A 22,557-nucleotide genomic window follows, 5' to 3' on the forward strand; every position below is an offset into this window, starting at 1 on the left:
GTCAGTCCTTCAGCGGCGAGATGCCCTGCACCGGCCCGATCAGGCGTTCGAACAGGCTCTTGAGGCGCTCCACGCGTGCGCGGTCTTTCATGAAGGCATGAAAGTCCTCGGGGCTGGTGTTGTACTGCTCGATGCCCTTGAAGCCCGGCAGCGGCTGCACGTCCTTGCGGATAGGGAATTGCCGCGGGTTGGAAGCCACGGGCAGCGACAGCGTCCAGCTCATGTAGAGCTTGGCCGCCGCAGGATGCCTGGCGTCCTTGAAGATCGCGCCGGTCTGGGCCCAGGTCAGGAAAGGATCGGTCCTGGGCAGCACGAACCGCAGCGACGACGACTCGACCGGAACGAAGCTGCCGGAGGTTCCCGTGGAGACGGCGTACTTGCCGGCCTCGACTGCGTCGCGCGGCGTCTGCGTGCCGCGCACCCACTGCACGCCGTTGGCCTTCAGCTGATCGATGAAGCCGATGCCGTACTTCTGGATGATCTTGTCGAACACATACAGCACCGCGTCGTCGTCGTTGGGGTACGTGATGATGATGCGGTTCTTGAACTCCGGCTTGAGGAAATCCGCGTAGTCGCGAGGCGCGTTCTCGGCCGAGACGTAGTTCTTGTTGTAGCTGTTGGCGAAGGTCAGCATGAACAGGCCGGTGAAGCGGCCCAGGGGGTCCTTGTAGGCCGAGGGGATCTGCTCCCAGCCGATGGGCTTGTACGCAAGCAGCAGCCCGCGGGCCGCCCAATCGTCGAAGTCATGCAGCGTCTGCAGATGGGCGAGGTCCACCTGCAGGTCCTTGCGCAGCAATTGTTCCTCGATGCGCGCGTCGTGGTACTTGCTCAGGTCGACGACCAGGTCCAGCTTCATGCCCGGGAACTGGCGCTCGAAGGCGGACTTGATGCCGAACCCCTGCGTCACCTCGTCGCCGCCGGCGTAGACGGTCAGCGTTCCGCCTTCCTTCAGGGCCGCCTGGTAGAGATCGTTCAGGCTCAGGCCGCCACCGTCGCGCTCTGCTGCGGTGGCCGTCGGGGGAGCCACCGCCGGTGCTTGCTGGGCATGAGCCGAGAGGTTGACAGTTCCGGCTGCCAGCACGGCCGCCAGGACAGTCATGGGAAAGGAGCGGAACAGCTTCATGATCGCGTCGGGAAGAATGGAAAGCACCCAGCGTAGGCCCTCCCTTCGACCGAGGATGTGCGCCAACGCACACTTACCGACAGATACCCTTCACACTGGACAAGGTCTTTCATCCAAGCCGTCTTTTGCAATGGCTTCATGAAGACCAGTTGCAGATGCTGTCATCGCCAAACCGCAGCTACTCCTCGGCAGGCCGAGGCCCCGATCAATGGGGGGCGCTCAGAGACGAGGCGATCCTCTCCCTGGAGAACATCTCGGGCAGCCTTTTCAACCGCAACCGTAAGAATGCGGATCGGGACGAAGCTGTTCAACGAACATTTCGTCCTGCACAAGATGCAGGGAAGCTGGGTGATCACGAACAAGTCGTCCGTCGTGGTGCAATTGTTCGACTGACTGAACATGAGCGCAGTGATGCCTGCCTGCGCCAATGGCAGATTTCCAAGCGCCTAGGAGATTCGCAACGACCTGACCCGTCGCTCCCGCCATCTCCGAAGCGGTACGTCCACGGCTTGGAGGCAGATCGCCGCCAGGGCGATTGACAATGGCAAGGTCACGCCCAGCTTGAACCATGGAGAGAGCGACTTGGCGAACAGGGAGACGATCGGAAAGTGCCAGAGGTAGATGCCGTACGACAGTCTTCCGATGTAGACCAGCGGTGGCCAGGAGAAGAATCTGCCCCCCGCGTTCGCCGCCGCGTGGCAGACCAGCACGAAGGCGGCGAGTTCGGCCACGGTGATGCGAAGCGTCACCGCTTCGAGCTGATCCGTGGTCGGCAGCGACGGCAATGCAGCATCGAAGACCAGGGCAACAAGGGCCACCGCCAATGTCCATCTCGACACCCTGAACTGCGTCAGCGCCGCGATCGCGCCCAGCACGATGCCGCTCGTGCGCGTATCGAAGCTGAAATAGGCCTGCTTCCATCCCCACGCCCACGCAACGCCATAGCGCCACGCCGTGATCACCGCGAATGCAGCAAGCAGCCAGATGACGGGACGTCGTGTCCGCAGGAGCAGCGGCAGCAGAAGTGGCCAGAGCAGGTAGAACTTCTCCTCGACCCCGAGCGACCACGTATGCCCCACGGTGTTCGTCGGATTCCAGAAGGCCAGCGCGTAGTCGTAGATGTAGAACGCGGCGAGCGTGGCGGCGAGCCACTGGGTATCCGAAGGCCAGAGGAAGGGAGCCAGCGCCAAGTAGGCGGCCAGCAGGATCAGCAGGGTCGGATAGAGCCTGATGGCGCGGCGCACATAGAAGCGGGCAACTTCGATGGCACCGCATCGGTACTCCGCCGCCAGCAAGGAGGTGATGAGGAACCCGGACAGCACGAAGAACACGTCCAGCCCCACGAACCCGCCCCGGGCGCCTGGTATCCCGCAATGGAACAGGACGACGGCGAGCACTGAAATGGCGCGGACACCGTCGAGCGCAGGGTTGTATTGCATGAAGGGATGGAGGGCGCCCGCAGCCGCAGATCGAAAGCGCGGAATTATCACGCGCACGCGCCAGCCCTTCTCGTACTCGGGATCTCCGCGACGGTCCATGCCCTCCTGGCGGAAAGCGATACGCTTCGGGCGCGCCTGGATAGAGAAGCGCCACCCGAGAAAACGACATCCCGACAAGACAGGACATGAAGAGAGTCATCACAGCCGCACTGGCGCTGGCGGCCGCCATGGTCGCGCCGCTGACACACGGCCAGGAGCCCCAGCTGGATCCCGACACAGGCTTGCCCGCATCACGCCCCTTCGCCTTCCCCGACCTGGGGCGCGTTTCGCCGTTCTGGTCCGCCCGCCACACCGGTTACATCACGACCTCGGACGGCACACGGCTGCGCTACAGCGTTCTCCTGCCGAAGGGAAGCGGCAGGTTTCCGGTGATCCTGACCCTCAATGGCTACGACGCCGGCTCCATCGGCGGCGCGCCCTACCTCAGGCACAAGACATCCATGTCCGTCGAGCTCGACAAGCGGCTCGTGGAAGCAGGCTACGCAGTGATGGGCGTCAACGCGGCGGGCACGGGCTGCTCGAACGGCAGACTCGAATACATCCGCCCACAGTTGGGCCTGCACGGCGCGCAAGCCGTCGAGTTCGCCGCGGCGCAGCCATGGTCCGACGGCCGCGTGGGCATGGTCGGTTCGTCGTACAGCGGCTCGTCTCAGGTCGCGACGGCGCAGAACCGGCCGCCGCATCTGCGAGCCATCGTCCCCGGCATGGTGCTGACGGACTACCGCGACGCCGTCGCGCCGGGCGGCGTGCCGGCGCCGGGATTCCTGACGCCCTTCCGCATTCTCTTCCGTGCCTTCTGGAGCGAACTCGTCGCCGGGGTCGCCAAGGAAGAAGGCGACGCCGATTGCCTGAAGCAGGTCGAGCAGAACCTCGAGGCCGAAGAAACGAACTCGGGCATGCATCTCTCCGTGGCACACCCCCTGCGCGACGAATACATGAAAACCCTCGACCTGGCGCGCCATGCGGATCGCATAGACGTCCCCGTCCTTTCACTGGAAGCCTTCCAGGACCAGGCCATCACGCCGCGCAGCAGCCACTACCAGAGCAAGCTGAACCCTGAAAAGCTGTGGCTCTTCCAGACGAACGGCCCGCACGACATGTACCTTGCCAAGGCTTTCCAGGAGACGGCCATCCGCTTTCTGGACCGCTTCGTCAAAGGACAGGACAACGGCTTCGAGCGCGACACACCCTGCACCACGGTGTGGATGGAGGCTTCCCGCACCGGTGACAGCGTGCTGGAGCGACGCTCTTCACCCAAGCCGCGCTGGCTCGTACGCAAGGGGCCAATCAGGCCGGCCGACCTCTCTGTCAAGGAATTCCACCTGGGCGCCGGCAATGTTCTTGCCGAAACGCTCACGCCAGGCGCCGCCGACGCGTTCGACTATCCCGGCACCGGCGTCGTCGTCAACGACGTCGCCGGCACCACCTTCTGGGGCCCGCTGCCGGGCGACTGGAAGAAAGCCAGCGTGGCCTACACCTCGCCGGCCCTCGAGCAGGACATGATGGTCTACGGCCCCGGCAGCGCCGACCTCTGGATCATGGCCAACGCCGGGGACGCAGACATCCAGGTGACAGTCACCGAACTGCGACCCGACGGCCAGGAAACCTACGTCCAGCGCGGCTGGCTGCGGCTGTCCAACCGTGCACTCGATACCGCGCGGTCGACGCCGCTGCTGCCGATCCATCTCGAGGATCCGGGGCAACTGATGCCACTGCTGCCCGGTCGCCCGGTCTTCGCGCGCGTCGAGATCAACAAGATGGGCCACTATTTCCGCAAGGGTTCCAGGCTGCGGATCTGGATCGATACGCCGGCCCAGACGGGCGGCCTCGTGTTCGACACCTTCACACAGCAGCAGCGGGTGTACGTACTGCACAACGCACGATACGACTCTGTCGTGCGCCTGGGCATCCTTGCGGATGTCGAAGGCCCGCCGACCTACCCGGAGTGCGGCCAGACGCTGCTGCAGCCCTGCCGCCGCGACCCGCTGGCCGGCCCCTGAGCTCAGGACAGTCGCGCGATTTCCGAGGCGACGAACTCGATGAAAAGGCGCACGCGCGCCGGCGCCTGCCGGCCGAACGCGTGCAAGGCGGAAATGGACACGGGCGGCAGTGGCCGGCGCGGCAGCAGGGGGACCAACCGGCCCGCTTCGATGTCGTCCTGCACGAACAGGCGCAGGACCTGTGCGACACCGAGATCGCCCAGCGCCGCGATGCGCAGCGCTACGCTGTTGTCGGCATCGAACACGCTGTCTGTGTGCAGCACCGTGCCGTCGGCGAATCGGATGGGAAACGCCTTGCCGCCCAGCATGTAGCGCACATGCGCGTGCTCGCGCAGCGCCTCGACCGAGTCCGGCATGCCCCGGCGGGCGATGTAGCCGGGCGACGCGACCAGCACGAGCGGCATCTCGGCGAGGCGGCGCACCGTCAGGTCGGAATCCGCGATCCGGCCGACGCGGATCGCGACGTCGTAGCCCTCGCGGATCAGGTCGACCTGCCGATCGACCAGGCTCACCTCCAGCTTGACGCCCGGATGCCGGGGAATGAACCTCTCGACCATGGGGCCCAGAAGAATGCGCCCGAGATCGCCGGGGGCGGTGACGCGCAGCAATCCCCGGGCGCCGCTGACAGGCTTCACCACATCGCTCGCCTCATCGAGCGCGCGCAGCAAGGGGGCAATCCGCTCGTAGTAGGCGCTGCCCTCCTGGGTCAGCGACAGCACGCGCGTCGAGCGCTGAAAGAGGCGCACGCCGAAATATTGCTCCAGGCGCGCTACGCCCTTGGAAACCGCCGACGGTGAGGTGCCGAGCACTCGTGCGGCCGCGCTGAACGAGCCGGCCTCCACCGTACTTGCAAAGGCGACCAGGCCGGGTGCGTGATCGAGGGGGTTCATTGCGGACTCCTGGGCACAAGTGTTTCCATTTCTACCCACTACTTCATTGGCAGGGGGAACCTAGATGGAAGTCTTCTGCATCAACCAAGGAAACTTCATGCAAAGACTCTCCGGCAAGGTCGCCCTCATCACCGGTGGCAACAGCGGCATCGGCCTCGCGACAGCCCAGGCCTTCGCGGCCGAAGGCGCTAGCGTCGCCATCGTGGGAAGGCGCCAGGACGCCGTCGATGCCGCGCTGGCACATCTCGGACCGGATGCGATGGGTTTCGTCGGCGACGTCGCCGATCTCTCGATGCACGACCGGCTGATAGAGGCCGTCAAGAACCGCTTTGGTGCCATCGACATCTACATGGCGAACGCGGGCACGGCCATCCTCGAGCCCTCCTCGGCCGTCACAGTGGACAACTTCGACCTGCAGTTCGCGATCAACACGCGCGCGGTGTTCTTTGGCGTGACCCGCGCATTGCCCCTCATGCGCGACAAGGGGTCGATCATTCTCACGAGCTCGATCGCCGGCACCAAGGTCATGGACAACCATGCGGTGTATGCAGGCAGCAAGGCGGCCGTCGAAGCCTTCGCGCGCAGTTGGGCACTGGAACTCAAGGCGCGCGGCATCCGGGTGAATGTGCTGAGCCCCGGGCCGGTCGATACGCCCATCCTGGCGAAGCTCGGCATCTCCGACGACGTGCGCCCGGCGTTCGACAAGCAGATGGCCGCCGCGATCCCGTTGGGCCGCATGGGTCGGCCCGACGAACTCGCGAAAGCGGCACTCTTCCTGGCCAGTGACGACAGCATGTACGTCACCGGCGTCAACCTGAAGGTCGACGGCGGCATGTCGCTGACCTGAGACCAGCTCAGGCAGAAACGTTGCCGCGCTCATCTCCCATGCGGGCCAGATCGCGCGCGGCACGCAGTTCCCAGGCATGGGCGCCTTGCGCGCGAGCAAGCTCCAGGGCCTGCCGGCAAAGCGACTCCGCCATGCCGGCATTTCCCTGCAGTGCTTCACGCCGGGCCATGGCCCGATATACCTCGGCCGCGCTCCACAGCCCTCCTCCGCGCATCGCACGCGCCAGCAGATCGTCGTCCACCCATGCCGGGCAGAAGGTCACGAGCATCTCCCGGCGTGGCATGTCCATGCCGAGGGCCTTGCCGGCCAACTGCTCGATGTAGGCCTTGCGCTCCTCGGCGGCATCGAATTCCTCGAGCCTGAGTGCGTCGTCGTAGCACGATGCCCATTCGTGCCAGTAGTCGAGCCCCTTCGAGCGGGTCTCGCGCAGCATCGCATCGACCCATGCGCGCGCCGTCGTCCGCTCACCGGCCCAGATCGCCACGGGACAGATCCAGAACAGCGCGACGCACAGCGACATCGCGTGACCCAGTGCCTCGGCCTCCTCCACACAGCGCCGGGCAGTGCTCATCGCCGACTGCATGTCGCCCTGGATCCACAGTGTCCTGGCCAGGATGGCCATGGCCGTGATACGCGCATCTGGCTGGAAGGTATTGCCCTGGTTGTGCCGGATGGCAGCATCGACGTCCATCGCGGCTTCGGCGTGCGTCTGCGCTTCTGCCAAGGCACCGCAGAAGAAGCTTGCGAGCGCGAGCATGCGATGCGACAGGTTGCGCGTCACCTCGCTCTCCGACTGGAGCGCATAGGCCCTCAGTGCCTCGGCATGCTGCAACGCAGAGGGATAGTCGCCGCGCGTGACATTGAGCGCGCACAAGCCCCAGCGTGCCTGGAATTCGAGGGTTCTCACCTTGAACTCCAGCGCGGCATCCAGGGCGCGCTCGCAGGCCTGCGTCATGTCCGCCACGCTGCCGCCGGTGTGCCACAGCGCGTTGTAGAGCGCCAGTTGAAGCCAACCGGCAGCCAGGTGGTCAGGTCGCGGCAGCGTCTGCACATAGGTCAATACCGCCCGGACCCGGTCGCGGTACTCGCCGACCTCCGACAGGCGGAACCACAGCGGCGCCGAGCCGATGGTCAACGCCCCTGCGATGTCCGGATCCTCGTCCTGGGCCACGCAGGCGTCCAAGGCCGCGCGGACATCGTCCAGCAACGTGCCGTAGCACTGCACCCACTCCCGAGCATCGAGCGAGGCCAGGTCGGCCGTGGCGCTGCCCATCAGGTCGAGCATCACCCGCGCGTGCCGCCTTGACACCAGTTTCTGCTCTCCCGCGCGCAGCATGAGTGCCTGGGCATAGCTTCGGGTGGTGTCGAGCAGCCGATAGGGGCGGTGCACTCCTTTCTCCTCGTCGTAGACCACGAGGGACTTGCTGGCCAGCGAGATCAATGCATCCGAAGCCACGTCGGGATCCAGATCGCTCGCCACGACGCTGAGCGCGGCCTCAGCATCGAAGTGCGCACGGAAGATCGACAGCCTGCGAAACAGCATCAGCTCGGGCGCGCCGAGGAGGCCCACGCTCCAGTCGAGCGTCGCCGCGAGCGTGCGCTGCCGTGGCAGCACGGCCCGCCGGATCGTCGAATGAAGACGCATGTGATCGTCGAGCCTCAGCGCGAGATCGCTGGCTGACTGCGCGCCAAGACGTGCCGCCACCAGTTCGATGGCGAGCGGGATGCCGTCGACCTGCTGGCAGATACGTGCGAGCGGGGCCGCGCTCGCATCGTCGAATGCATCGGTGCCCGCCGCACGGGCGCGCTCGACGAGCAATTGCACCGCCGGTGAGTCCAAGGCGCTGGCCAGCGAGACGGAAGCACCCTCGTGAACCGCCAGAGGCAGGAGCCTGGACACATGCTCACCCTCGATGCGCAAGACCTCGCGGCTGGTCGCGAAGATGTGCAGGTCCGGCAATGCCGCGAGGAACCTGTGGAGCAACGGCGCCAGCGTCTCGATGACGTGCTCGCAGTTGTCGACCAACAGCAGGGCTTGCGTGCCTTCCAGGCGCTGGATGATGGCCTGAGCGACGTCCGCCACGTCGCCACGCACCCCCAGGGCGCGCGCGACCGTACTCAGCACGTGGTCCTGCGAAGTCAATGGCGCCAGATCGATGAAGCAGACGCTTCCACCGTGAACCTCCCTGTATCGCTCCGCGACACGCACCGCAACGCTGGTCTTGCCCACGCCACCCGCCCCAACCAGGGTGACCAGTCGGCTCTCGGACAGCATGGAAAGAAGCCGCGCCATCTCGACGTCGCGCCCTATCAGCCTGGAGAAGCGCACGGGCAACGCCGCCAATACGGCTGCATCTTCCGCGATGGGGGCAGAAGCCTCCGCGAGTGCGACGACCTCGGACGGGCCGAATTCACGACGGACCCTGCCCAGGAAGATATAGCCGCGAAGCGGGATATTGGAAATCCACTCGACACAGCCATTCCCGTCGTCGGGCTCGCCCAGCGCCTTGCGCAGGATAGACATGTGCACGCGGACACTGGCTTCCTCGACCACGACGTCAGGCCACACCGCCGCAAGCAGTTCGTCCTTTCCGACGACCTCCCCCGCTCGCTTCAGCAGCTCGAGCAGGAGGCCGAAGGCCCTGGAGCCCAAGCGGATCGGCAGTCCATGGCGTTCAAGCCGCCTTTGCGCCTCCCACAGCGAGAACGATCCGAAGCGCCAGACGCGCGAGCCGGCTTCGGCCGATGCGTCAGGCACGAACCAATCCACGTTGCGTGGCCTGGATCGCCACCTGCGCACGCGAACGGACGTGCAGCTTCTCGCATATCCGGGCGACGTGCGCCTTCACGGTGTTGGCCGAGATGTCGAGCTTGCGCGCGATGCCCTTGTTGCAATCGCCCTTGACGAGGAAGCGCAGCACATCCTCTTCCCGGGCGGTCAGCCAGGTGCGAGGGGGGCAGCTGTCGAACAGGGCCGCCGCGCGGTTGCAGAGATAGTGCGAGCCGCCCCGCGCCACATGGCGGATGGCGTCCACCAGTTCGAGCGGATCGGCGCTCTGGAGCAGATAGCCCCGCACGCCGCTGTGCATGGCTTGCGCGATCTCGCCCTCCTTGTCCTGGCGTGTCATCACCACGACGCGGGGTCGCGGAAGATTCCGCAGCGAAGCATCTGCACCGTTGCCAGCCTCCGGCGAGGCCGCCAGCAATCCCATTGCACTGCCGTAGTCCGTCACGATCACGTCGGCGCAGCCCCGGTAAATGTCCGAAGCGGCTTGAACGTCGAAGTCCGGCTCCCGGTCGAGGAGCGCGACCAGACCTGCCATGACAAGCGGGTCCGCATGCCGGACCAGGACGGAGATGATGGAGTTTTGTGTCATGGCGGAGAAACTCGGAGACTTTGGAAAGGTGTTCAGGCTGACAACGGCACATCGGCGAGAGGGTGCCGGGCATCCAGCAACCCGCGACGGATCGCTTCGGTGATCGCGCCCGTGCGTGTCTGCTCGCCGAGCTTGGCCAGGATCGTCTTCACGTGCGTCTTGACCGTGCCCTCGCTGATACCGAGCAACCGCCCGATGTTCTTGTTGCCCAGGCCGCACGCCATGTGCTGCAGCACTTCGAACTCACGGGCAGTCGGGACGGACTGAACCAGCGTGTCCAGCACCCGGTCCGCCGCCGACCGCGACAGGTAGCGGCGCCCGCCGGCCACACAACGCACCGCATCCGCGAGTTCGTTGGCCGAGCAGTCTTGCAGAAGGTAGCCACGCACGCCGGCGTCGACGGCGCGGCGGATCTGCCACCCACGGTCCTGCTCGCTGACGATGAGAAGCGATGCCACCTTGGCTGCACCGCGGCGCGGTGCCGTAGCCGTAGCCGCAGCCCGAAGCATTCCGGTCGAATAGTCCGTGACCACCACGTCGACCTCGCCGAGGCTTTCGGGTTGGACGGTGAAATCGGTGCTGGAGCGCAGCAGCGCGGCGATGCCCGTGGCGACGTACGGGTCGTGATGTGCGATCGACACGTTGATCCTGAGGGCATGGGCCGGTGCGGTCATGGGCTCGGTCCTTATTGAAACCATGGATGGAGTCTGGGCAAAGGGCGTTCCGTACGCCAGTTAAAGCCTGTCAAACCTTGTTAAGGCCGGCACGGCTATGCGGCGAGCGCCACGATGCTGGTCATTCCGTTGCGAGCCAGCTTCGCGTAGGGGCAGAACCGCTCGGTATGGCGCACTAGCTCTTCGGCAAGGCTCTTCTCGACACCCGGCAGATGGATGGCGACGTCGGCCGTGAGCATGAAAAGGCCGTCCATGGGATCGCGCCCGAATGCCACCGACACCTCGACCCGGGCGTCCACGAGAGGGATGCCCTTGCGAGTCGCCAGCAAGTTGAGCGCGCCATGGAAGCATGCTGCATAGGCTGCGGCGAACAACTGCTCCGGATTGGTCCCGCCTCCTCCGCCGCCGAGTTCGACGGGAAGCCGCAGCGCTATATCGAGGCAACCATCGTTCGAGCGAGCAACGCCCGAGGCGCGTCCGTGTGCTGCCTCGCCCCCGCTCACGGTGACCTTGGTCGAATAAAGGGGTTGGAACTCCGGTCCCCGGTACCTGTTCAGGAGGGAGACCGGGGGAGGTTGCAGCTTGGTCATGGTCGAGGTTGCACGAAAGGACGCGGCGCGCCGAGCACCGCGCCTGCGGACTATTTCAGCGAAGCCAGGTAAGCGATGAGATCGGCGCGCTGCCTGGCATCCGCCAGCCCGGCATAGGGCATGACGTTGCCCGGCACGGCACCCTGCGGGTTCGCGATGTAGGCGTCGAGCGTCTTCGCATCCCACGGATAGCCCGCACCCTTCATGGCGCGACTGAAACGAAAGCCCGGCGCGCTGCCTGCCTGACGCCCGATCACGCCCTGCAGGCTGGGACCGACGCCATGGCTTCCGTCGATCGAGTGGCAAGCCGCGCACTGGGCGTAGGCCTGCTTTCCCGCAGCCACGTCCTGCGCGCTCGCGTCGAAGGCGACCAGCAGAATCCACAGGAAGCCGAAGAGCGGAATGATTCGACGCATATTCATTACCCGCCCCTCAAGGCGTCTCCAGCTCGAAAGCGGCGCCGATGACCAGTCCGACCTCTTCGCCGATCTGAGGCAGTGCAGCCATCACGCCGAAATCGCCGCGGCGAAGCCTGCCGCGGATATCGAAGCCGATCGTGTAGACCTGTTTTGTCGGATTGACGCCTGCCCCGACGAAGCTCGCATCCAGCACGATCTCGCGTGTCACGCCGTGCAATGACAGGTTGCCGGCCACCTGGAAGCTCCGGGCCGCCAGGGAGACCGGCGACGTCGACGTGAAGGTCATGGCCGGAAAGCGCTCGGCGTCGAGCCAGTCGCGACTGCGCAGTTCTTCGTCGAGCACGCGGCTCGAGGTCAGGACATTGGCGACGGGCACCGACACCGTCAGCGCTCCCGCGCCGGGTTGCGGCGATGCGAGGTCGAGCACGCCCGAAGGACTCAGGAACTCGCCGTAGTATGTGGAGATGCCGAAGTGCGACACGCTGAAAAGCACGCGCGTGTGCACCGGGTCCAGCCGGTAGTGGCCGCGGCGTACCGCACTCAGTTCCTGCGGCAGGGTCGTTGAGGGGGAAGTGACGGTATCGGTCATGTCTCTGGATGGAGCCGGGTGACGGTTTGCTGGCCGGAGCTCACGACCTCCGCCGCGAACGCCGTGGGGCAAGACTGCGCACACGTCAGGGGACGCCTGTCGTGTGTGCCTGCCTTGACGGCCTGTCGCGGCGGAGGCGCTCGCATCGAGGGAGCCCCGGCAGCGCTGCGGCGACGCGTCAGCGCGGCGCCTTGGGCAGTGCGAACCAGGCATCGAAGTCCAGCGCACCGATGCGCGGATTCGGCCCCGGCACCAGGGTGTCGTCCTTCAGCTCGGCGCCGAAGTAGCGCGCATGCACGTCGGGCACCACGGTGCGCTTGTCGTTGGTGGCCTTGAGGTAGCGCGCCACCAGATCCGACAGGCGAACGCGCTCGGGACCCGCGATCTCGACCACGCCATTGCGCGGCTGGCCCAGGGTGTAGTCGGCCACCGCCGCCGCCACGTCGTCCGACGCGATGGGCTGGACGAAGGCCGGCGACAGGTGCACGGAGTCGCCGTCGGCGCCCGACTGCGCGATCGAGCCCAGGAACTCGAAGAACTGCGTCGAATGGACGATGGTGTACGGAATGCCGGAATCGCGGATGAGCGCCTCCTGCGCGATCTTGGCGCGGAAGTAGCCGCTCTCGCTCAGGCGGTCGGTACCGACCACCGACAGTGCCACATGGTGCTTGACCCCGGCCTTGGATTCGGCCGCCAGCAGGTTGCGCCCCGAGGTCTGGAAGAACTCGAGCACGGCCTTGTCCTCGAACGACGGCGAGTTCGCCACGTCCAGCACCACCTGCGTGCCCGCCATGGCGGCATCCAGGCCTTCACCGGTGATGGTGTTCACGCCCGACGCGGGCGAAGCCGCGACGACTTCATGTCCAGCCTCGCGCAGCTTGTTGACGACTTTAGAGCCGATGAGGCCAGAGCCGCCGATCACGACGATTTTCATGGGGTACTCCTAGTGCGATGGGTTCAGGAAAGCTTGGCCTTGTCCAGGCCGAAGACCTTGTCGGAAGAGCCGGGCACCGTCTTGAGGGCGATGTTCAGGCGGCTCCACGCGTTGGTGGACATCACCAGGAACGTGAGGTCGGAAATTTCCTTTTCCGACAGCTGCGTGCGCACGCGCTCGTAGATCTCGTCGGGCACGCCTTGCTCGGACAGCTTCGTCAGCGCCTCGGTCCAGGCCAGCGCTGCGCGCTCGCGCGGGATGAAGAGCGTCGAATCGCGCCATGCGGCCAGATGCAACAGGCGCAGTTCGCGCTCGCCCTGGATCTTGGCCTGCTTGACATGCATGTCCAGGCAGAAGGTGCAGCCGTTGAGCTGCGAGGTGCGGATCGCGACCAGGTTGCGGATCGGTTCCTCGATCGAGCCTTCCTTGATGGCGTTGAGGAACTCGACGAACTTCTTGAAAATCTCGGGGGACTTCTCAGCGTACTTGATGCGTTGGGTCATGGTTGGGTCCTTGAAGAATCGGCGGATGCCTGGGCTCAGGGCGACTGAGCCACCGTTCACGAGGGTTCGCAAAAGGGAGACTTGATGCTAGGTTTCGTCGCGCCCGGCCGGTAGCCATGCAAGGGGCCTCACCGTGTTGACCGATGCGCACCAATGCGCACCGGTAGGCGCGAGGTCTCAAAGAATGATTTCGTGGACCGGTACCGGCAGCACGGGCAGATCGGTCTCGCCGATGAACTCCTTCATCTCGCGCTCGATGGTCCTGGCGATGAGCGTGATGGGTACGTCATTGGCGCTTCCCTCGAACGGGTTTTCGGTGCTTTCGCCCACCTGTTCGAGCGATGTGTACATCCACGAGATCGTGGCGCTGAAAGGAATCACGAGCCACACCATGCAACCCTGCATCAGGCCACTGATGCCATCGTTGAGCTTGTCGAACTCTTTCAAGAGCCCGAATGGCAGGAGAACACAGAACGCCCACACGAAAAGCGTATTGATGATCGCGTACTGCCGCGGGTAGGGATAGTTCTTCAGGCGCTCCGCGCGCCCCTGCTGGTCGATGAACTCCTTCTGCAGTTTGTTCAGTTCGATGTACGTGGTCAGCGACAGGTCGCCCTGATCGTGAAGCCGCCTCAATGCACGGCTTTGCAGCCAGAGCACCTGCGTCGCCTTGAGGCTGAGCCTGGCCTCGTGGATCTGCGCATGCTCGGAGTTCGAAAGATGTCTGCGCAGCTCCTCGTCGATGGGTGTCTCGCGCTCGGGGATCCGATAGATATCGCGGTACTCGACGTTCGACGCCTTCTCCATCGTCTCCCACGGCCTGGCACTGCGCAGCTCGTAGCGCAGGCAGGTCAGCCATGCGACGTGGCGATCGATGAGCTCGCGCGCCTCGATGGGGTTGCGCACGAAGCCGCCGACGCTCGCGCCCCAGAACCGGCTGCTGTTGAGGATCGAAGTCCAGAGGTGCTGGGCCTCGACCGTGCGGTTGTAGGTCTGCACGTTCTTGAAGCCGACGATGAAAGAGGTCGCGGTGCCCAGCAAGCCCACCACGGTCAGGGGGATGGTGAGCCATCGCAGCCCGAGCACCTGGTAGAGCAGCACGGGCACGGTGCCGACGGCCAGCAGCAGATAGATCTGTCGCCGCGTCCAGGCGATGAACTCGGAAACTTTGTAGGTCTTGCCCAGGTGCATGGTGAGCTTTCGGAGATGCGAAAGAGCGAGCGGCCGCCCGTTCGGCGGATGCGCGCTCGCTCTGGATGGATTTCTGAGGGTGGGCGGCAGCCCGTGCGGCCGTCAGGGCCGCTGTCGCAGGACCTCGATTGCGGCAACGACCTCGCGCGGACGCGTGCGTTCACGCACGTCTTCCTCGATCGAGGCAAAACAGATCTCGCCAGTTCTGTCGATCACATAGGTGGCGGGAACCGGCAGCACCCACTGCCCGTTGCCGTTCAGCACGGGGATGTCGGTGCCAACGCTGCCGTAGTAGTCCACCACGTCGGGATGCAGCGTGTAGGCGAGCCCGAAGCCGTTGGCGGCCTCGAGGGCGCAGTCGCTCAGCACGGTGAACCCGAGTCCGTTGTCCTGGGCCGTGCGCATCGAGTGCTCGGGCAGCTGCGGCGAGATGGCCAGCAAGGTCGCGTCGAGCCGGGTCAAGGCGTCGGTGTACTGTCGCCATTCGCGAAGCTGGAGGTTGCAGTAGGTACACCATCCGCCGCGGTAGAAAACGACGACCAGCGGGCCGCGCCGCCAGACATCCGAGAGACGCACAGGCTTGCCCGAGGCGTCCGGCAGCGTCACGTCGGGTGCCTGGGTTCCGATGCGCAGAGCCCGGGCTGCGATGCCGGTGGCGTCGAACACGGCGTCGGCTTCGCTGAGCGTGTCCTCGGGGCTCATTGCGGGTGTTCCAGTGCCGAACCAGGGCCCACTGCACGATGCGCGGCAATGGCGACATCACCGGAAGTTTCCTGCAATGCCTCGTAGGCAGCGAGGATGGAGCCGGCGACGACCGCCGTAGTCAGTACCGCGATGCTCACGGCGTCTTGCAGGCGGCGCGACAGGCCACCGATGTCAGGGAGAGAGCGTCGCAATGGGTTCATGAAAAGTCTCCAGGGCGGTAGAGCGTCGTCACCGGCGCTCATGCGCCTATCAACGAGGCCGACCAAGCGTAGTGCTCGCCAAGGCGTGCCGGTAGGCCGGCACAGGGGACCACGGTGTTGCACGACGGGCAACAATGACTTGTGCGAAGCCCTGCCCGTGCGTCGCGGCGGTATCAGGGCTGCTGTGCATCCGATCCGGCGGCCTCGACGATCAGGCGGGTCACCGGGCCCGGCCTGGAGATCATGACCACGTGCGACGCCCCCTTGACCACGACGGTCTTCATCGACTTCGCGCGCTCGGCCATGAAGGACAGCGCAGCCGGAGGAATGTTCTTGTCCCTGTCGCCGTAGATGAACCAGGACGGCACGTTCTTCCATGCGGCGGCGGGTGCCGGTTCGGCCAGCGCCGACTGCGTGATCGGACGCTGCGACACGGCCATGAGATGCGTCGTGTTCGGCGCCACGTCGGCGGCGAACTGGCTGCCGAACTTGTCCTGCAGGATGTAGAGATCCTTGTTGCCGTCGGGCAGCGCGACCGGCGGTGCCAGCGCGGGCCCCAGCGTGCTGCCTGGGAACTTGCCAGACAGGTCCGCAGCGGACTCTCCGACCTCAGGCGCGAACGCGGCCACGAAAACCAGCGCCTTGACGTTGGGCTTTCCCTGCGCAGCGGCGGAGATCACTGAGCCGCCGTAGGAATGACCGACCAGAACGACAGGTCCTTTCACGGAGTCGACGACTGCGCCGACATAGTCCGCATCGCGTTTCACGCCCCGCAGCGGATTCGCGACGGCGATCACATGGAAGCTGCGCGCCCGCAGATCGCGCGCCACGTCGTTCCAGCTCGCGGACTCGGCGAAGGCGCCGTGCACCAGCACGATGGTGGGGCGTTCCGGCGAGGCGGCGGCACTCGCCGTGCTGGCGGGGGCCGCCAGGTGGATTGCCGCAACGCAGGCGATCGCGAAAGCGCGAGCGAGGGTGAAGAGTCGAGTCATGGTGTTTCCTTCGAAGATGAGTTGCTCGGTGAGTGGACGGGTCGCCCTGGGAAAATCTGTTGAGTGGCGAGGTCGTACCCGGCGCGCCTGGAGTCCGCGGTACAGATGTCCGGCACCAGCACGGGACTTGCTACCGCTCCCGTGGCGAACTTCAACTCCGCGCTGGCTGCTTCGCCACTGGCCACGGCCGCGGCGCCCGCCATCGTCAGCAGGCAAACGGCCATGTAGCCCCAACGCCAGGCGAAGTCCATCGGGCCTTCCGGCGCAGTGCGCGCAGCAGGCTGCGACGTACACGGCATCGCGTCGAGCCGTGTCCTCTGCCCGTTGCGTGGCGCGCGTGCACGACGCGCGGCGCGCGGCACAGGAGACGAAGCCAAAGTGGACATACGCAGCACCATGTGATTTCCCAGAGGGCACCAAGCCCTGACCCCAGGACGGCTGGAGCGCCGGTCCGCGAACATCACGGGACGATCTGGATGCTAGGTTTCGGTCTCTTCGGGCGGTAGCCTTGCGAGAGGTACTTCCATGTTGCATGCGGGGCATCAATTCGACACGACGGACACGCGAACGGCAGGTGCGCGCGAGACGACGAATCAGCCCCGGACGTGGACTTCATCCACGTAGCACCAGCGCCAGTCCTCGCCGGGTTCGATCGACTGGACCAGAGGATGGCCCGTCATGTGGAAATGCTGGGTGGCGTGTTTGTGTTCCGACGAGTCGCAACAGCCGACGTGTCCGCATGTGAGGCACATGCGCAGATGCACCCAGCGACCGCCGATGCGCAGGCAGTCTTCGCATCCTTGGCTGGAAGGGGTGACGGAGTGGATCTGGTCGAGGTGCGTACAGGTCGTGGTCATGCGGTGGTCCTTGAAAGGCGCCCTCCACCCGCCGCGTCGCCGTGTTGCTGATCGGATTTACGCGGGAGTTCCCGCGCCGACGTGAGTTCGTCCCGTGCACGAACGGATGGAAAGTGCACGCCTCATTACAGCCGCCTCGGCAATCTGACACCCGTCATCTTCGTTGCGACGGGCGGAAGGCAAATCGTCAGGCCGCGTGACTCGCGGCCCATGAAGAAAATCGTAGTTTTGAACGCTGCGCCCCGGTAGGCATGTGGCGCGGACGACGGTGTTGCCCTCGATTCACCAATGCGCGCAGCACTGCCCGGCGCAAGGCCATCGAACCGGACTCAGACAAAGCGGATCGTCGAGCGCATGCCTACGCGCGACATCTTCATGTAGGGGCAGATGCGCTCGGCTTGCGCGACGAGTTCGGCCGCTTCGCGGGTGTCCATCTGCGGCAGGCTCACCTCGAGCTCGGCGGTGATGAGGAAGAGTCCGTCGACCGGATCGCGCCCGAACGAAACCGTGGCAGCGATATCGATGTGCGGCGGAAGACGCGTGCGCATGGACGCCGCGGCTATCGCCATGGCACCGTGGAAGCATGCCGCGAAACCGGCTGCGAACAGCTGCTGTGAATTGGTTCCGCCACCGTCGCCGCCCAGCTCCGTCGGCTGCCGAAGAACCAGGTCGAGGTTGCCATCGTCGGATACGGCTCTCCCGGACACGCGCGCATGCCGGGCCTCTCCGCCGGAAACGGCAACGGTCGTGGTGTAGAGCGGAAGGATCTCGTCGCCGGTGTAGGGCACCAGGAACCCGGGATGCCCGCCGGGATGGCCTTCTGCGTCGCCAGGCTCGTCGGCGAGCACGATCATTGCAACGGCCCTCGCGTCGGCGCGCAGGCCCTTCGGCTACGGGCGTTCTCCAGTGCGATGGCCAGGCTGAGCGCCACGAGCTCGTTGTGCTCAAAAACGGCAGCCACCTGCAGGCATCGCGCCCGCCCCACGCCGTCTTCGCCAGCCGTGACCAGGGCCTCGGCCCAGGAGAGCGCGGCCTTCTCGCGCGGCGTGAGACCTGTCCCGGCATCGAACCAGTCCGAGACCAGCATGAGCTTCCTGACCGGGTAGCCCGCACCAAGCAATGCCAGGAAATGAGCATCCGTTCGCACGTCGTTGCAATTGAGCTGCGACACCCTGAGGTGCGCAAGGTCGACGAGCGTCTGGGAAAGCCTCGACGCCGCGATGCAGCGGTTGACGATTTCTGCAACGCGCTCGTGGGCTTCGCCACGCATGGCAAGTGTCTTCACCTTCATCACAACTCAGGACTGCCGGTCGAAAGCGATGGCGTCGAAGCCCGAGCCCTGCTCGAGCGTGCGATGGACCGGACACTTCTGCGCGACCTCCAGCAAATGGGCGCGCTGTTCGTCGTCCAAGGCGCCCTCGATGGCAACCTCACGACTGAAGAAATCCGGGGGCGAGCGGTCCTTGTCGCGACGATGGTTCACTGCCGTGCGGATGCGGGTCACCGGCCATCCCCTGCCATCGGCGTAATGGCGCAGCGTCATCGTGGTGCATGCGGCAAGCGCCGACGACAGCAGGTCATAAGGCGTCGGCCCGGAGCCGAGCCCGCCGGCGGTCTCGGGCTCGTCGGCCAGCCAGCGGGAGCCACCTGAGCGCAGCGCCAGCTGGAACTTGCCCAAGCCGGTCTCCTCGGCCACGGCATCGGCCGGCTCGGCTGGTGAAATGGCCGGCTCCGGCAGATAGCGCAGGGCCCAGGCAGCTATGAGGCTTGCTGCATATTCGGCATCCTCGCGTCTGGACAGCAGATGGTCCGCATCGCCGAGCGATACGTAGCTCTTCGGGTGCCGGGCCGCAAGGAAGATGTGCGTCGCGTTCTCGATGTCGACTGTCAGGTCACGCGGCGCGTGCAGCACCAGCAACGCCCGGCGAAGCGCACCGATGCGCGCGCCCTGGTCATGCCCTCGCAGGTCGTCGACGAAGGCCTTGCTCACAGACATCGGTCGCCCAACGACCTTCAGGAGCGCTTCCGGCTCGCCATCCAGTCGCGCCAGTCCCTCGGGGTCGAGCAGGTGCAGCACATGCCCGACATCGAACGGTGCGGCGATCGTCGCCACGGCGCGCGCACTGTCGACGCTGCCCGCCGCTGCGAGAATGGCCGCGCCGCCCAGGCTGTGTCCGATCAGCAGGTCGGGCGGCATGCCCGAGTCCTTCATCGCTTCGGCGGCCGAAACCAGGTCCTGCACGTTGAGGCTGAAACTCGAATCCGCAAAACTGCCTTCGCTGTCGCCGAGGCCAGTGAAGTCGAAGCGCAGCACGCCGATACCGGCGCTGGCCAGAGCGCGGGCCACGCGCACCGCGGCCAGGTTCTTCTTGCCACAGGTGAAGCAGTGCGCGAAGAGCGCCCAGCCGCGCTGGATGCCTTCCGGCATCTCCAGCGTGCCCGACAGGCGCTGGCCCTCGCGGTTGAGGAAATCGAATGAGCGGGTTGGCATGGTGTCTTCCTTCAGGCCACGGTCGTACGAATCCGCACACCCGACTTCAGCGTCAGCGTGACCGGCGTGCGCTCGGCGATCTCGGCCAGTCTCGCTTTCTGCGCCTCGTCCAACCCAACCATGCGCAGCGACCGCTCCACAGCCATGGCATCGCCATCGCGCGACAGATGCAGCTTCACCTCCACGGATTCGAGCGGCCATTTCTTGAGGTTGGCATACATGCGCAGCGTGATCGCCGTGCATGCACCCAGGGCCGCGATCAGCAGGTCATAGGGCGCGGGGCCGGTGTCTGCGCCGCCCAGGGCGGATGGCTCATCCGCGACGAGCCTGTGGCGGCTGCCCACCTCTATCTGCGTGCGGTAGCCATAGCGACCGATTGCTGCAATGCCATGCGTCATCAGCGAACCTCGTTCTCGAACGGCGTGTCAGGCTGCGAGGCGATTGGCCAGACGCGCCACGTGCGTGCCCTGGAAGCGCGCGATGGAAAGCTCGTTGGCGGACGGCATGCGCTGGCCATCGGCTCCGGCGAGCGTGCCCGCGCCGTAAGGTGAGCCTCCGGTGATCTCGGCCATGTTCGTCAGCCCCGTGCACGAGTACGGCACGCCGACGACCAGCATGCCGTGGTGCAGCAGCGCCGTATGGAACGACGCGATGGTGGTCTCATGGCCGCCGTGTTGCGTGGCTGTCGACGTAAACACGCCGCCGAGCTTTCCGATGAGCGCGCCCGTGGCCCAGAGGCTGCCGGTCTGGTCAAGGAAGGTTCGCATCTGGCCCGCCATGCCGCCGAAACGCGTGGGCGTACCGAACAGGATGGCGTCGTAGCCCGGAAGCTCCGCCACCGTGGCGATTTCAGCGTCCTGTTCGACCTTGGCGCCCGCCTGGCGCAATGCCTCGGCGGACATCGTCTCCGGCACACGCTTGACGGTGGCTTCGCTGCCGGGAACCGAGCGCACGCCTTCGGCGACCGCTTTCGCCATCTGCTCGAGATGGCCATACATGCTGTAGTAAAGAACGAGGATCTTGCTCACGATGAGGGACTTGAAAGAAGGATGGGATACGGCAATGGCGCCGGGAGAATCGTAGAAAGGCAGGCCGATGGGCACTAGGCGTTTGCCAATGACTACGGTGTTGACGCCTTCGCACCAATCGAGGTGCGGTTCAGTCCTGCAGCAACGTCGCGTCGCGCCAGCACAGCAGGGACAGCACTACGCCCTCGCCGTCGATCTCGAATTCGTCCGGCAGCGGGCCGTCGATCCATTCGAGTTGCACGGCACCTGCCAGTTGCTGCCGAAGCTCTTGCTCCCAACCCGGACCGCGTGCCATCCAGGTCAGATTCGCATCGTCCCCGTCGGGTGATGGCGCAAGCATCACGACGACACGCATCGCCGGCGAGCCTTCGCCCCCTGCGGGCTGGATGGCCCAGAGGCGCTGGATGGCAGCGTTGGCGTCATACCAGCTCGAAAGGACAGTGGACGAAGGCACGTCCTGACGACGTGCATCGAGAGAAGGGTCGAGGGATATTTTCATGAGATGCAATCAATCAAGCGCCGGGGCGCGGGTCGGGATTTCGGGGTCGCTCAGGAATGGGAGCGGCGATGAAGAGGAATCCACACGTTGAATTCGGCGCCATGGCCGACGCCCGCCGAAGTCGCCTTGACGAAGCCGCCATGCGCGACCGCCAAGCCGTGAACCAGTGCGAGGCCGATGCCGAAACCGCCATGAGAACCATCGGCGGCGGCACCACCCTGGCTGAACAGGCCGAAGACGTGCGGCAGGAATTCGGGCGCGATGCCGCAGCCGCGGTCCTCCACACAGATGCGGGCGAAACCGTCCTCCGAGCGAAGACGCACGACGATCTCGGCCCCTTCGGGCGAGAACTTCATAGCGTTGTCCAGCAGGTTGCCGACGATCTGCTCGAGCCGTACCGCGTCGGCGTGGCAACGGATCGGATCGCCGGCCTGCACCTCCGTGCGGATACGGCCACCGCGCCAGCTGGCGTCCAGCGCAGCAGCTAGGCGTGGCACCAACTCGCCCAGGTCCACCTCCGCGCAATGCAGTGCGAGCTTGCCGGTACGCACCCGTGAGAAATCGAGCAAGTCATTGATGATCCGGGTCTGGCTCTCGATGGCGCGCTGGATCGATTCGGCGATACCGCGGATGTGCCCCGACACGGTCGACGCGGGCAATCGTTGCAGGAGCCCCGCGTTCATCTGGATGATGTTCAGGGGCTGCTTGAGTTCGTGCGACACCACGGCCAGGGCCCGGTCCCGGGTCGCGCAGCGCAAGTGCAGGGCCGCGCGAGGATCGAGGATCGCTGCCGAGGCGCCTTGGTGATCGGGTTTGGACAGGGCACTCATGTTCGCTGCGGAGGTGAGAGGAAGCAGGCAGCGGCAAGCGGGTGCACGCTGGGCATGGAAGAAGGAGTCATGGGTCATCCGTTCGGAAGTCGACTGAAGGCGTTGCGAGCGGCGCGATCGTAGGAGCCCACCGCCGCCGCTGGAAGGCATGTGCCGCGGCCCACGGTGTTGTCGGGCAGACACCAATGCCGATCCACCACGAACACGGGGTCGGCATCGTTAGCCGTTTCTGGATGCATCGTCCGACACAGGGCCGATCGAACATGGCCCGGTCAGACCTACGATGACCAGCCGGATCGCTCCGGCGAAGCAGCCACGC

At 65.6% G+C, this 22,557-nt stretch carries 26 protein-coding genes; 3 read left to right on the plus strand and 23 right to left on the minus strand.

The window, feature by feature from the left end; all coding sequences use genetic code 11:
* Position 1: 1 nt before the first annotated feature.
* Both ACAM57_RS22210 and ACAM57_RS22215 read right to left on the minus strand, forming a co-directional pair.
* A complete protein-coding gene (locus ACAM57_RS22210; protein WP_369658951.1) occupies positions 2 to 1,099 on the minus strand; it encodes an ABC transporter substrate-binding protein in 1,098 nt (365 codons plus the stop codon).
* 470 nt (positions 1,100 to 1,569) lie between these two features.
* Positions 1,570 to 2,661 (minus strand): acyltransferase family protein, encoded by a 1,092-nt coding sequence (locus ACAM57_RS22215; protein ID WP_369658952.1) that lies wholly within the window; start codon positions 2,659 to 2,661, stop codon positions 1,570 to 1,572.
* An 86-nt stretch (positions 2,662 to 2,747) separates the two neighbouring features.
* Between ACAM57_RS22215 and ACAM57_RS22220 the strand changes: the two genes are divergently transcribed.
* Entirely contained in the window at positions 2,748 to 4,622 is a 1,875-nt protein-coding gene (locus ACAM57_RS22220) for a CocE/NonD family hydrolase (RefSeq protein WP_369658953.1), read from the plus strand.
* 2 nt (positions 4,623 to 4,624) lie between these two features.
* On the opposite strand, the gene ACAM57_RS22225 is transcribed toward ACAM57_RS22220, so the two are convergent.
* Positions 4,625 to 5,512, minus strand: a complete 888-nt coding sequence (locus ACAM57_RS22225; protein WP_369658954.1) for a LysR family transcriptional regulator — start codon at positions 5,510 to 5,512, stop codon at positions 4,625 to 4,627.
* A gap of 97 nt (positions 5,513 to 5,609) precedes the next feature.
* On the opposite strand from ACAM57_RS22225, the gene ACAM57_RS22230 reads away from it, so the two are divergent.
* Positions 5,610 to 6,359 (plus strand): SDR family NAD(P)-dependent oxidoreductase, encoded by a 750-nt coding sequence (locus tag ACAM57_RS22230; protein WP_369658955.1) that lies wholly within the window; start codon positions 5,610 to 5,612, stop codon positions 6,357 to 6,359.
* Between the two features lie 7 nt (positions 6,360 to 6,366).
* On the opposite strand, the gene ACAM57_RS22235 is transcribed toward ACAM57_RS22230, so the two are convergent.
* The 12 genes from ACAM57_RS22235 to ACAM57_RS22290 form a co-directional block, all read right to left on the minus strand.
* On the minus strand, positions 6,367 to 9,117 hold the full coding sequence (locus tag ACAM57_RS22235) for a winged helix-turn-helix domain-containing protein (RefSeq protein WP_369658956.1): 2,751 nt from the start codon (positions 9,115 to 9,117) through the stop codon (positions 6,367 to 6,369).
* Positions 9,110 to 9,736, minus strand: a complete 627-nt coding sequence (locus ACAM57_RS22240) for a LuxR C-terminal-related transcriptional regulator (protein WP_369658957.1) — start codon at positions 9,734 to 9,736, stop codon at positions 9,110 to 9,112. The genes ACAM57_RS22235 and ACAM57_RS22240 overlap by 8 nt, the downstream gene beginning before the upstream one ends.
* Before the next feature lie 32 nt (positions 9,737 to 9,768).
* The gene (locus ACAM57_RS22245) at positions 9,769 to 10,410 is read right to left on the minus strand and encodes a DNA-binding response regulator (RefSeq protein WP_369658958.1); all 642 of its coding nucleotides are present in this window, start codon (positions 10,408 to 10,410) and stop codon (positions 9,769 to 9,771) included.
* A 95-nt stretch (positions 10,411 to 10,505) separates the two neighbouring features.
* Positions 10,506 to 11,000: an Ohr family peroxiredoxin gene (locus ACAM57_RS22250; RefSeq protein ID WP_369658959.1), complete on the minus strand. Its 495-nt coding sequence runs from the start codon at positions 10,998 to 11,000 to the stop codon at positions 10,506 to 10,508.
* Positions 11,001 to 11,050: 50 nt separating this feature from the next.
* Positions 11,051 to 11,422 carry a cytochrome c family protein gene (locus tag ACAM57_RS22255; protein WP_369658960.1) on the minus strand — a complete coding sequence of 124 codons (372 nt, stop codon included), beginning with the start codon at positions 11,420 to 11,422 and terminating at the stop codon, positions 11,051 to 11,053.
* A 10-nt stretch (positions 11,423 to 11,432) separates the two neighbouring features.
* Complete coding sequence (locus ACAM57_RS22260; RefSeq protein WP_369658961.1) at positions 11,433 to 12,008, minus strand: YceI family protein; 576 nt, start codon at positions 12,006 to 12,008, stop codon at positions 11,433 to 11,435.
* Between the two features lie 178 nt (positions 12,009 to 12,186).
* Positions 12,187 to 12,942, minus strand: a complete 756-nt coding sequence (locus ACAM57_RS22265) for an SDR family oxidoreductase (protein WP_369658962.1) — start codon at positions 12,940 to 12,942, stop codon at positions 12,187 to 12,189.
* A 23-nt stretch (positions 12,943 to 12,965) separates the two neighbouring features.
* Positions 12,966 to 13,445: a carboxymuconolactone decarboxylase family protein gene (locus ACAM57_RS22270; RefSeq protein WP_145760058.1), complete on the minus strand. Its 480-nt coding sequence runs from the start codon at positions 13,443 to 13,445 to the stop codon at positions 12,966 to 12,968.
* A gap of 177 nt (positions 13,446 to 13,622) precedes the next feature.
* Positions 13,623 to 14,636 (minus strand): bestrophin family protein, encoded by a 1,014-nt coding sequence (locus ACAM57_RS22275; protein WP_369658963.1) that lies wholly within the window; start codon positions 14,634 to 14,636, stop codon positions 13,623 to 13,625.
* Positions 14,637 to 14,738: 102 nt separating this feature from the next.
* Positions 14,739 to 15,338: a peroxiredoxin-like family protein gene (locus ACAM57_RS22280; protein ID WP_369658964.1), complete on the minus strand. Its 600-nt coding sequence runs from the start codon at positions 15,336 to 15,338 to the stop codon at positions 14,739 to 14,741.
* Entirely contained in the window at positions 15,335 to 15,541 is a 207-nt protein-coding gene (locus ACAM57_RS22285; RefSeq protein ID WP_369658965.1) for a hypothetical protein, read from the minus strand. The genes ACAM57_RS22280 and ACAM57_RS22285 overlap by 4 nt, the downstream gene beginning before the upstream one ends.
* 173 nt (positions 15,542 to 15,714) lie before the next feature.
* Positions 15,715 to 16,533 carry an alpha/beta fold hydrolase gene (locus tag ACAM57_RS22290; RefSeq protein ID WP_369658966.1) on the minus strand — a complete coding sequence of 273 codons (819 nt, stop codon included), beginning with the start codon at positions 16,531 to 16,533 and terminating at the stop codon, positions 15,715 to 15,717.
* A gap of 105 nt (positions 16,534 to 16,638) precedes the next feature.
* Here ACAM57_RS22290 and ACAM57_RS22295 point away from each other — a divergent pair, with 105 nt between their 5' ends.
* Complete coding sequence (locus tag ACAM57_RS22295; protein ID WP_369658967.1) at positions 16,639 to 16,761, plus strand: hypothetical protein; 123 nt, start codon at positions 16,639 to 16,641, stop codon at positions 16,759 to 16,761.
* 365 nt (positions 16,762 to 17,126) lie between these two features.
* On the opposite strand, the gene ACAM57_RS22300 is transcribed toward ACAM57_RS22295, so the two are convergent.
* The 8 genes from ACAM57_RS22300 to ACAM57_RS22335 form a co-directional block, all read right to left on the minus strand.
* The gene (locus ACAM57_RS22300) at positions 17,127 to 17,390 is read right to left on the minus strand and encodes a ubiquitin carboxyl-terminal hydrolase 14 (RefSeq protein ID WP_369658968.1); all 264 of its coding nucleotides are present in this window, start codon (positions 17,388 to 17,390) and stop codon (positions 17,127 to 17,129) included.
* 329 nt (positions 17,391 to 17,719) lie between these two features.
* Positions 17,720 to 18,244: an Ohr family peroxiredoxin gene (locus ACAM57_RS22305; RefSeq protein WP_369658969.1), complete on the minus strand. Its 525-nt coding sequence runs from the start codon at positions 18,242 to 18,244 to the stop codon at positions 17,720 to 17,722.
* Positions 18,241 to 18,681 (minus strand): carboxymuconolactone decarboxylase family protein, encoded by a 441-nt coding sequence (locus ACAM57_RS22310; RefSeq protein ID WP_369658970.1) that lies wholly within the window; start codon positions 18,679 to 18,681, stop codon positions 18,241 to 18,243. The genes ACAM57_RS22305 and ACAM57_RS22310 overlap by 4 nt, the downstream gene beginning before the upstream one ends.
* 6 nt (positions 18,682 to 18,687) lie before the next feature.
* The gene (locus tag ACAM57_RS22315) at positions 18,688 to 19,881 is read right to left on the minus strand and encodes an alpha/beta fold hydrolase (RefSeq protein ID WP_369658971.1); all 1,194 of its coding nucleotides are present in this window, start codon (positions 19,879 to 19,881) and stop codon (positions 18,688 to 18,690) included.
* 11 nt (positions 19,882 to 19,892) lie between these two features.
* Entirely contained in the window at positions 19,893 to 20,279 is a 387-nt protein-coding gene (locus ACAM57_RS22320) for an OsmC family protein (protein ID WP_369658972.1), read from the minus strand.
* A 27-nt stretch (positions 20,280 to 20,306) separates the two neighbouring features.
* Positions 20,307 to 20,909 carry an NAD(P)H:quinone oxidoreductase gene (gene wrbA, locus ACAM57_RS22325; RefSeq protein ID WP_369658973.1) on the minus strand — a complete coding sequence of 201 codons (603 nt, stop codon included), beginning with the start codon at positions 20,907 to 20,909 and terminating at the stop codon, positions 20,307 to 20,309.
* A 130-nt stretch (positions 20,910 to 21,039) separates the two neighbouring features.
* A complete protein-coding gene (locus ACAM57_RS22330) occupies positions 21,040 to 21,408 on the minus strand; it encodes a hypothetical protein (protein WP_369658974.1) in 369 nt (122 codons plus the stop codon).
* 50 nt (positions 21,409 to 21,458) lie between these two features.
* Positions 21,459 to 22,238, minus strand: coding sequence for a sensor histidine kinase (locus ACAM57_RS22335; protein ID WP_369658975.1), 780 nt, complete (start codon positions 22,236 to 22,238; stop codon positions 21,459 to 21,461).
* Positions 22,239 to 22,557 lie beyond the last annotated feature (319 nt).

This window comes from Variovorax sp. V15 (assembly GCF_041154425.1).
In the GTDB taxonomy this organism is placed as follows: Bacteria; Pseudomonadota; Gammaproteobacteria; order Burkholderiales; family Burkholderiaceae_C; genus Variovorax; species Variovorax guangxiensis.

What these genes read in the sequence shown, in the direction of transcription:
- ACAM57_RS22210 (WP_369658951.1), bottom strand. Translation starts at nt 1,099, where the DNA reads ATGACTGTCCTGGCGGCCGTGCTGGCAGCCGGAACTGTCAACCTCTCG.
- ACAM57_RS22215 (WP_369658952.1), bottom strand. Translation starts at nt 2,661, where the DNA reads ATGGACCGTCGCGGAGATCCCGAGTACGAGAAGGGCTGGCGCGTGCGC.
- ACAM57_RS22220 (WP_369658953.1), top strand. Translation starts at nt 2,748, where the DNA reads ATGAAGAGAGTCATCACAGCCGCACTGGCGCTGGCGGCCGCCATGGTC.
- ACAM57_RS22225 (WP_369658954.1), bottom strand. Translation starts at nt 5,512, where the DNA reads ATGAACCCCCTCGATCACGCACCCGGCCTGGTCGCCTTTGCAAGTACG.
- ACAM57_RS22230 (WP_369658955.1), top strand. Translation starts at nt 5,610, where the DNA reads ATGCAAAGACTCTCCGGCAAGGTCGCCCTCATCACCGGTGGCAACAGC.
- ACAM57_RS22240 (WP_369658957.1), bottom strand. Translation starts at nt 9,736, where the DNA reads ATGACACAAAACTCCATCATCTCCGTCCTGGTCCGGCATGCGGACCCG.
- ACAM57_RS22245 (WP_369658958.1), bottom strand. Translation starts at nt 10,410, where the DNA reads ATGACCGCACCGGCCCATGCCCTCAGGATCAACGTGTCGATCGCACAT.
- ACAM57_RS22250 (WP_369658959.1), bottom strand. Translation starts at nt 11,000, where the DNA reads ATGACCAAGCTGCAACCTCCCCCGGTCTCCCTCCTGAACAGGTACCGG.
- ACAM57_RS22255 (WP_369658960.1), bottom strand. Translation starts at nt 11,422, where the DNA reads ATGAATATGCGTCGAATCATTCCGCTCTTCGGCTTCCTGTGGATTCTG.
- ACAM57_RS22260 (WP_369658961.1), bottom strand. Translation starts at nt 12,008, where the DNA reads ATGACCGATACCGTCACTTCCCCCTCAACGACCCTGCCGCAGGAACTG.
- ACAM57_RS22265 (WP_369658962.1), bottom strand. Translation starts at nt 12,942, where the DNA reads ATGAAAATCGTCGTGATCGGCGGCTCTGGCCTCATCGGCTCTAAAGTC.
- ACAM57_RS22270 (WP_145760058.1), bottom strand. Translation starts at nt 13,445, where the DNA reads ATGACCCAACGCATCAAGTACGCTGAGAAGTCCCCCGAGATTTTCAAG.
- ACAM57_RS22275 (WP_369658963.1), bottom strand. Translation starts at nt 14,636, where the DNA reads ATGCACCTGGGCAAGACCTACAAAGTTTCCGAGTTCATCGCCTGGACG.
- ACAM57_RS22280 (WP_369658964.1), bottom strand. Translation starts at nt 15,338, where the DNA reads ATGAGCCCCGAGGACACGCTCAGCGAAGCCGACGCCGTGTTCGACGCC.
- ACAM57_RS22285 (WP_369658965.1), bottom strand. Translation starts at nt 15,541, where the DNA reads ATGAACCCATTGCGACGCTCTCTCCCTGACATCGGTGGCCTGTCGCGC.
- ACAM57_RS22290 (WP_369658966.1), bottom strand. Translation starts at nt 16,533, where the DNA reads ATGACTCGACTCTTCACCCTCGCTCGCGCTTTCGCGATCGCCTGCGTT.
- ACAM57_RS22295 (WP_369658967.1), top strand. Translation starts at nt 16,639, where the DNA reads ATGTCCGGCACCAGCACGGGACTTGCTACCGCTCCCGTGGCGAACTTC.
- ACAM57_RS22300 (WP_369658968.1), bottom strand. Translation starts at nt 17,390, where the DNA reads ATGACCACGACCTGTACGCACCTCGACCAGATCCACTCCGTCACCCCT.
- ACAM57_RS22305 (WP_369658969.1), bottom strand. Translation starts at nt 18,244, where the DNA reads ATGATCGTGCTCGCCGACGAGCCTGGCGACGCAGAAGGCCATCCCGGC.
- ACAM57_RS22310 (WP_369658970.1), bottom strand. Translation starts at nt 18,681, where the DNA reads ATGAAGGTGAAGACACTTGCCATGCGTGGCGAAGCCCACGAGCGCGTT.
- ACAM57_RS22315 (WP_369658971.1), bottom strand. Translation starts at nt 19,881, where the DNA reads ATGCCAACCCGCTCATTCGATTTCCTCAACCGCGAGGGCCAGCGCCTG.
- ACAM57_RS22320 (WP_369658972.1), bottom strand. Translation starts at nt 20,279, where the DNA reads ATGACGCATGGCATTGCAGCAATCGGTCGCTATGGCTACCGCACGCAG.
- ACAM57_RS22330 (WP_369658974.1), bottom strand. Translation starts at nt 21,408, where the DNA reads ATGAAAATATCCCTCGACCCTTCTCTCGATGCACGTCGTCAGGACGTG.
- ACAM57_RS22335 (WP_369658975.1), bottom strand. Translation starts at nt 22,238, where the DNA reads ATGAGTGCCCTGTCCAAACCCGATCACCAAGGCGCCTCGGCAGCGATC.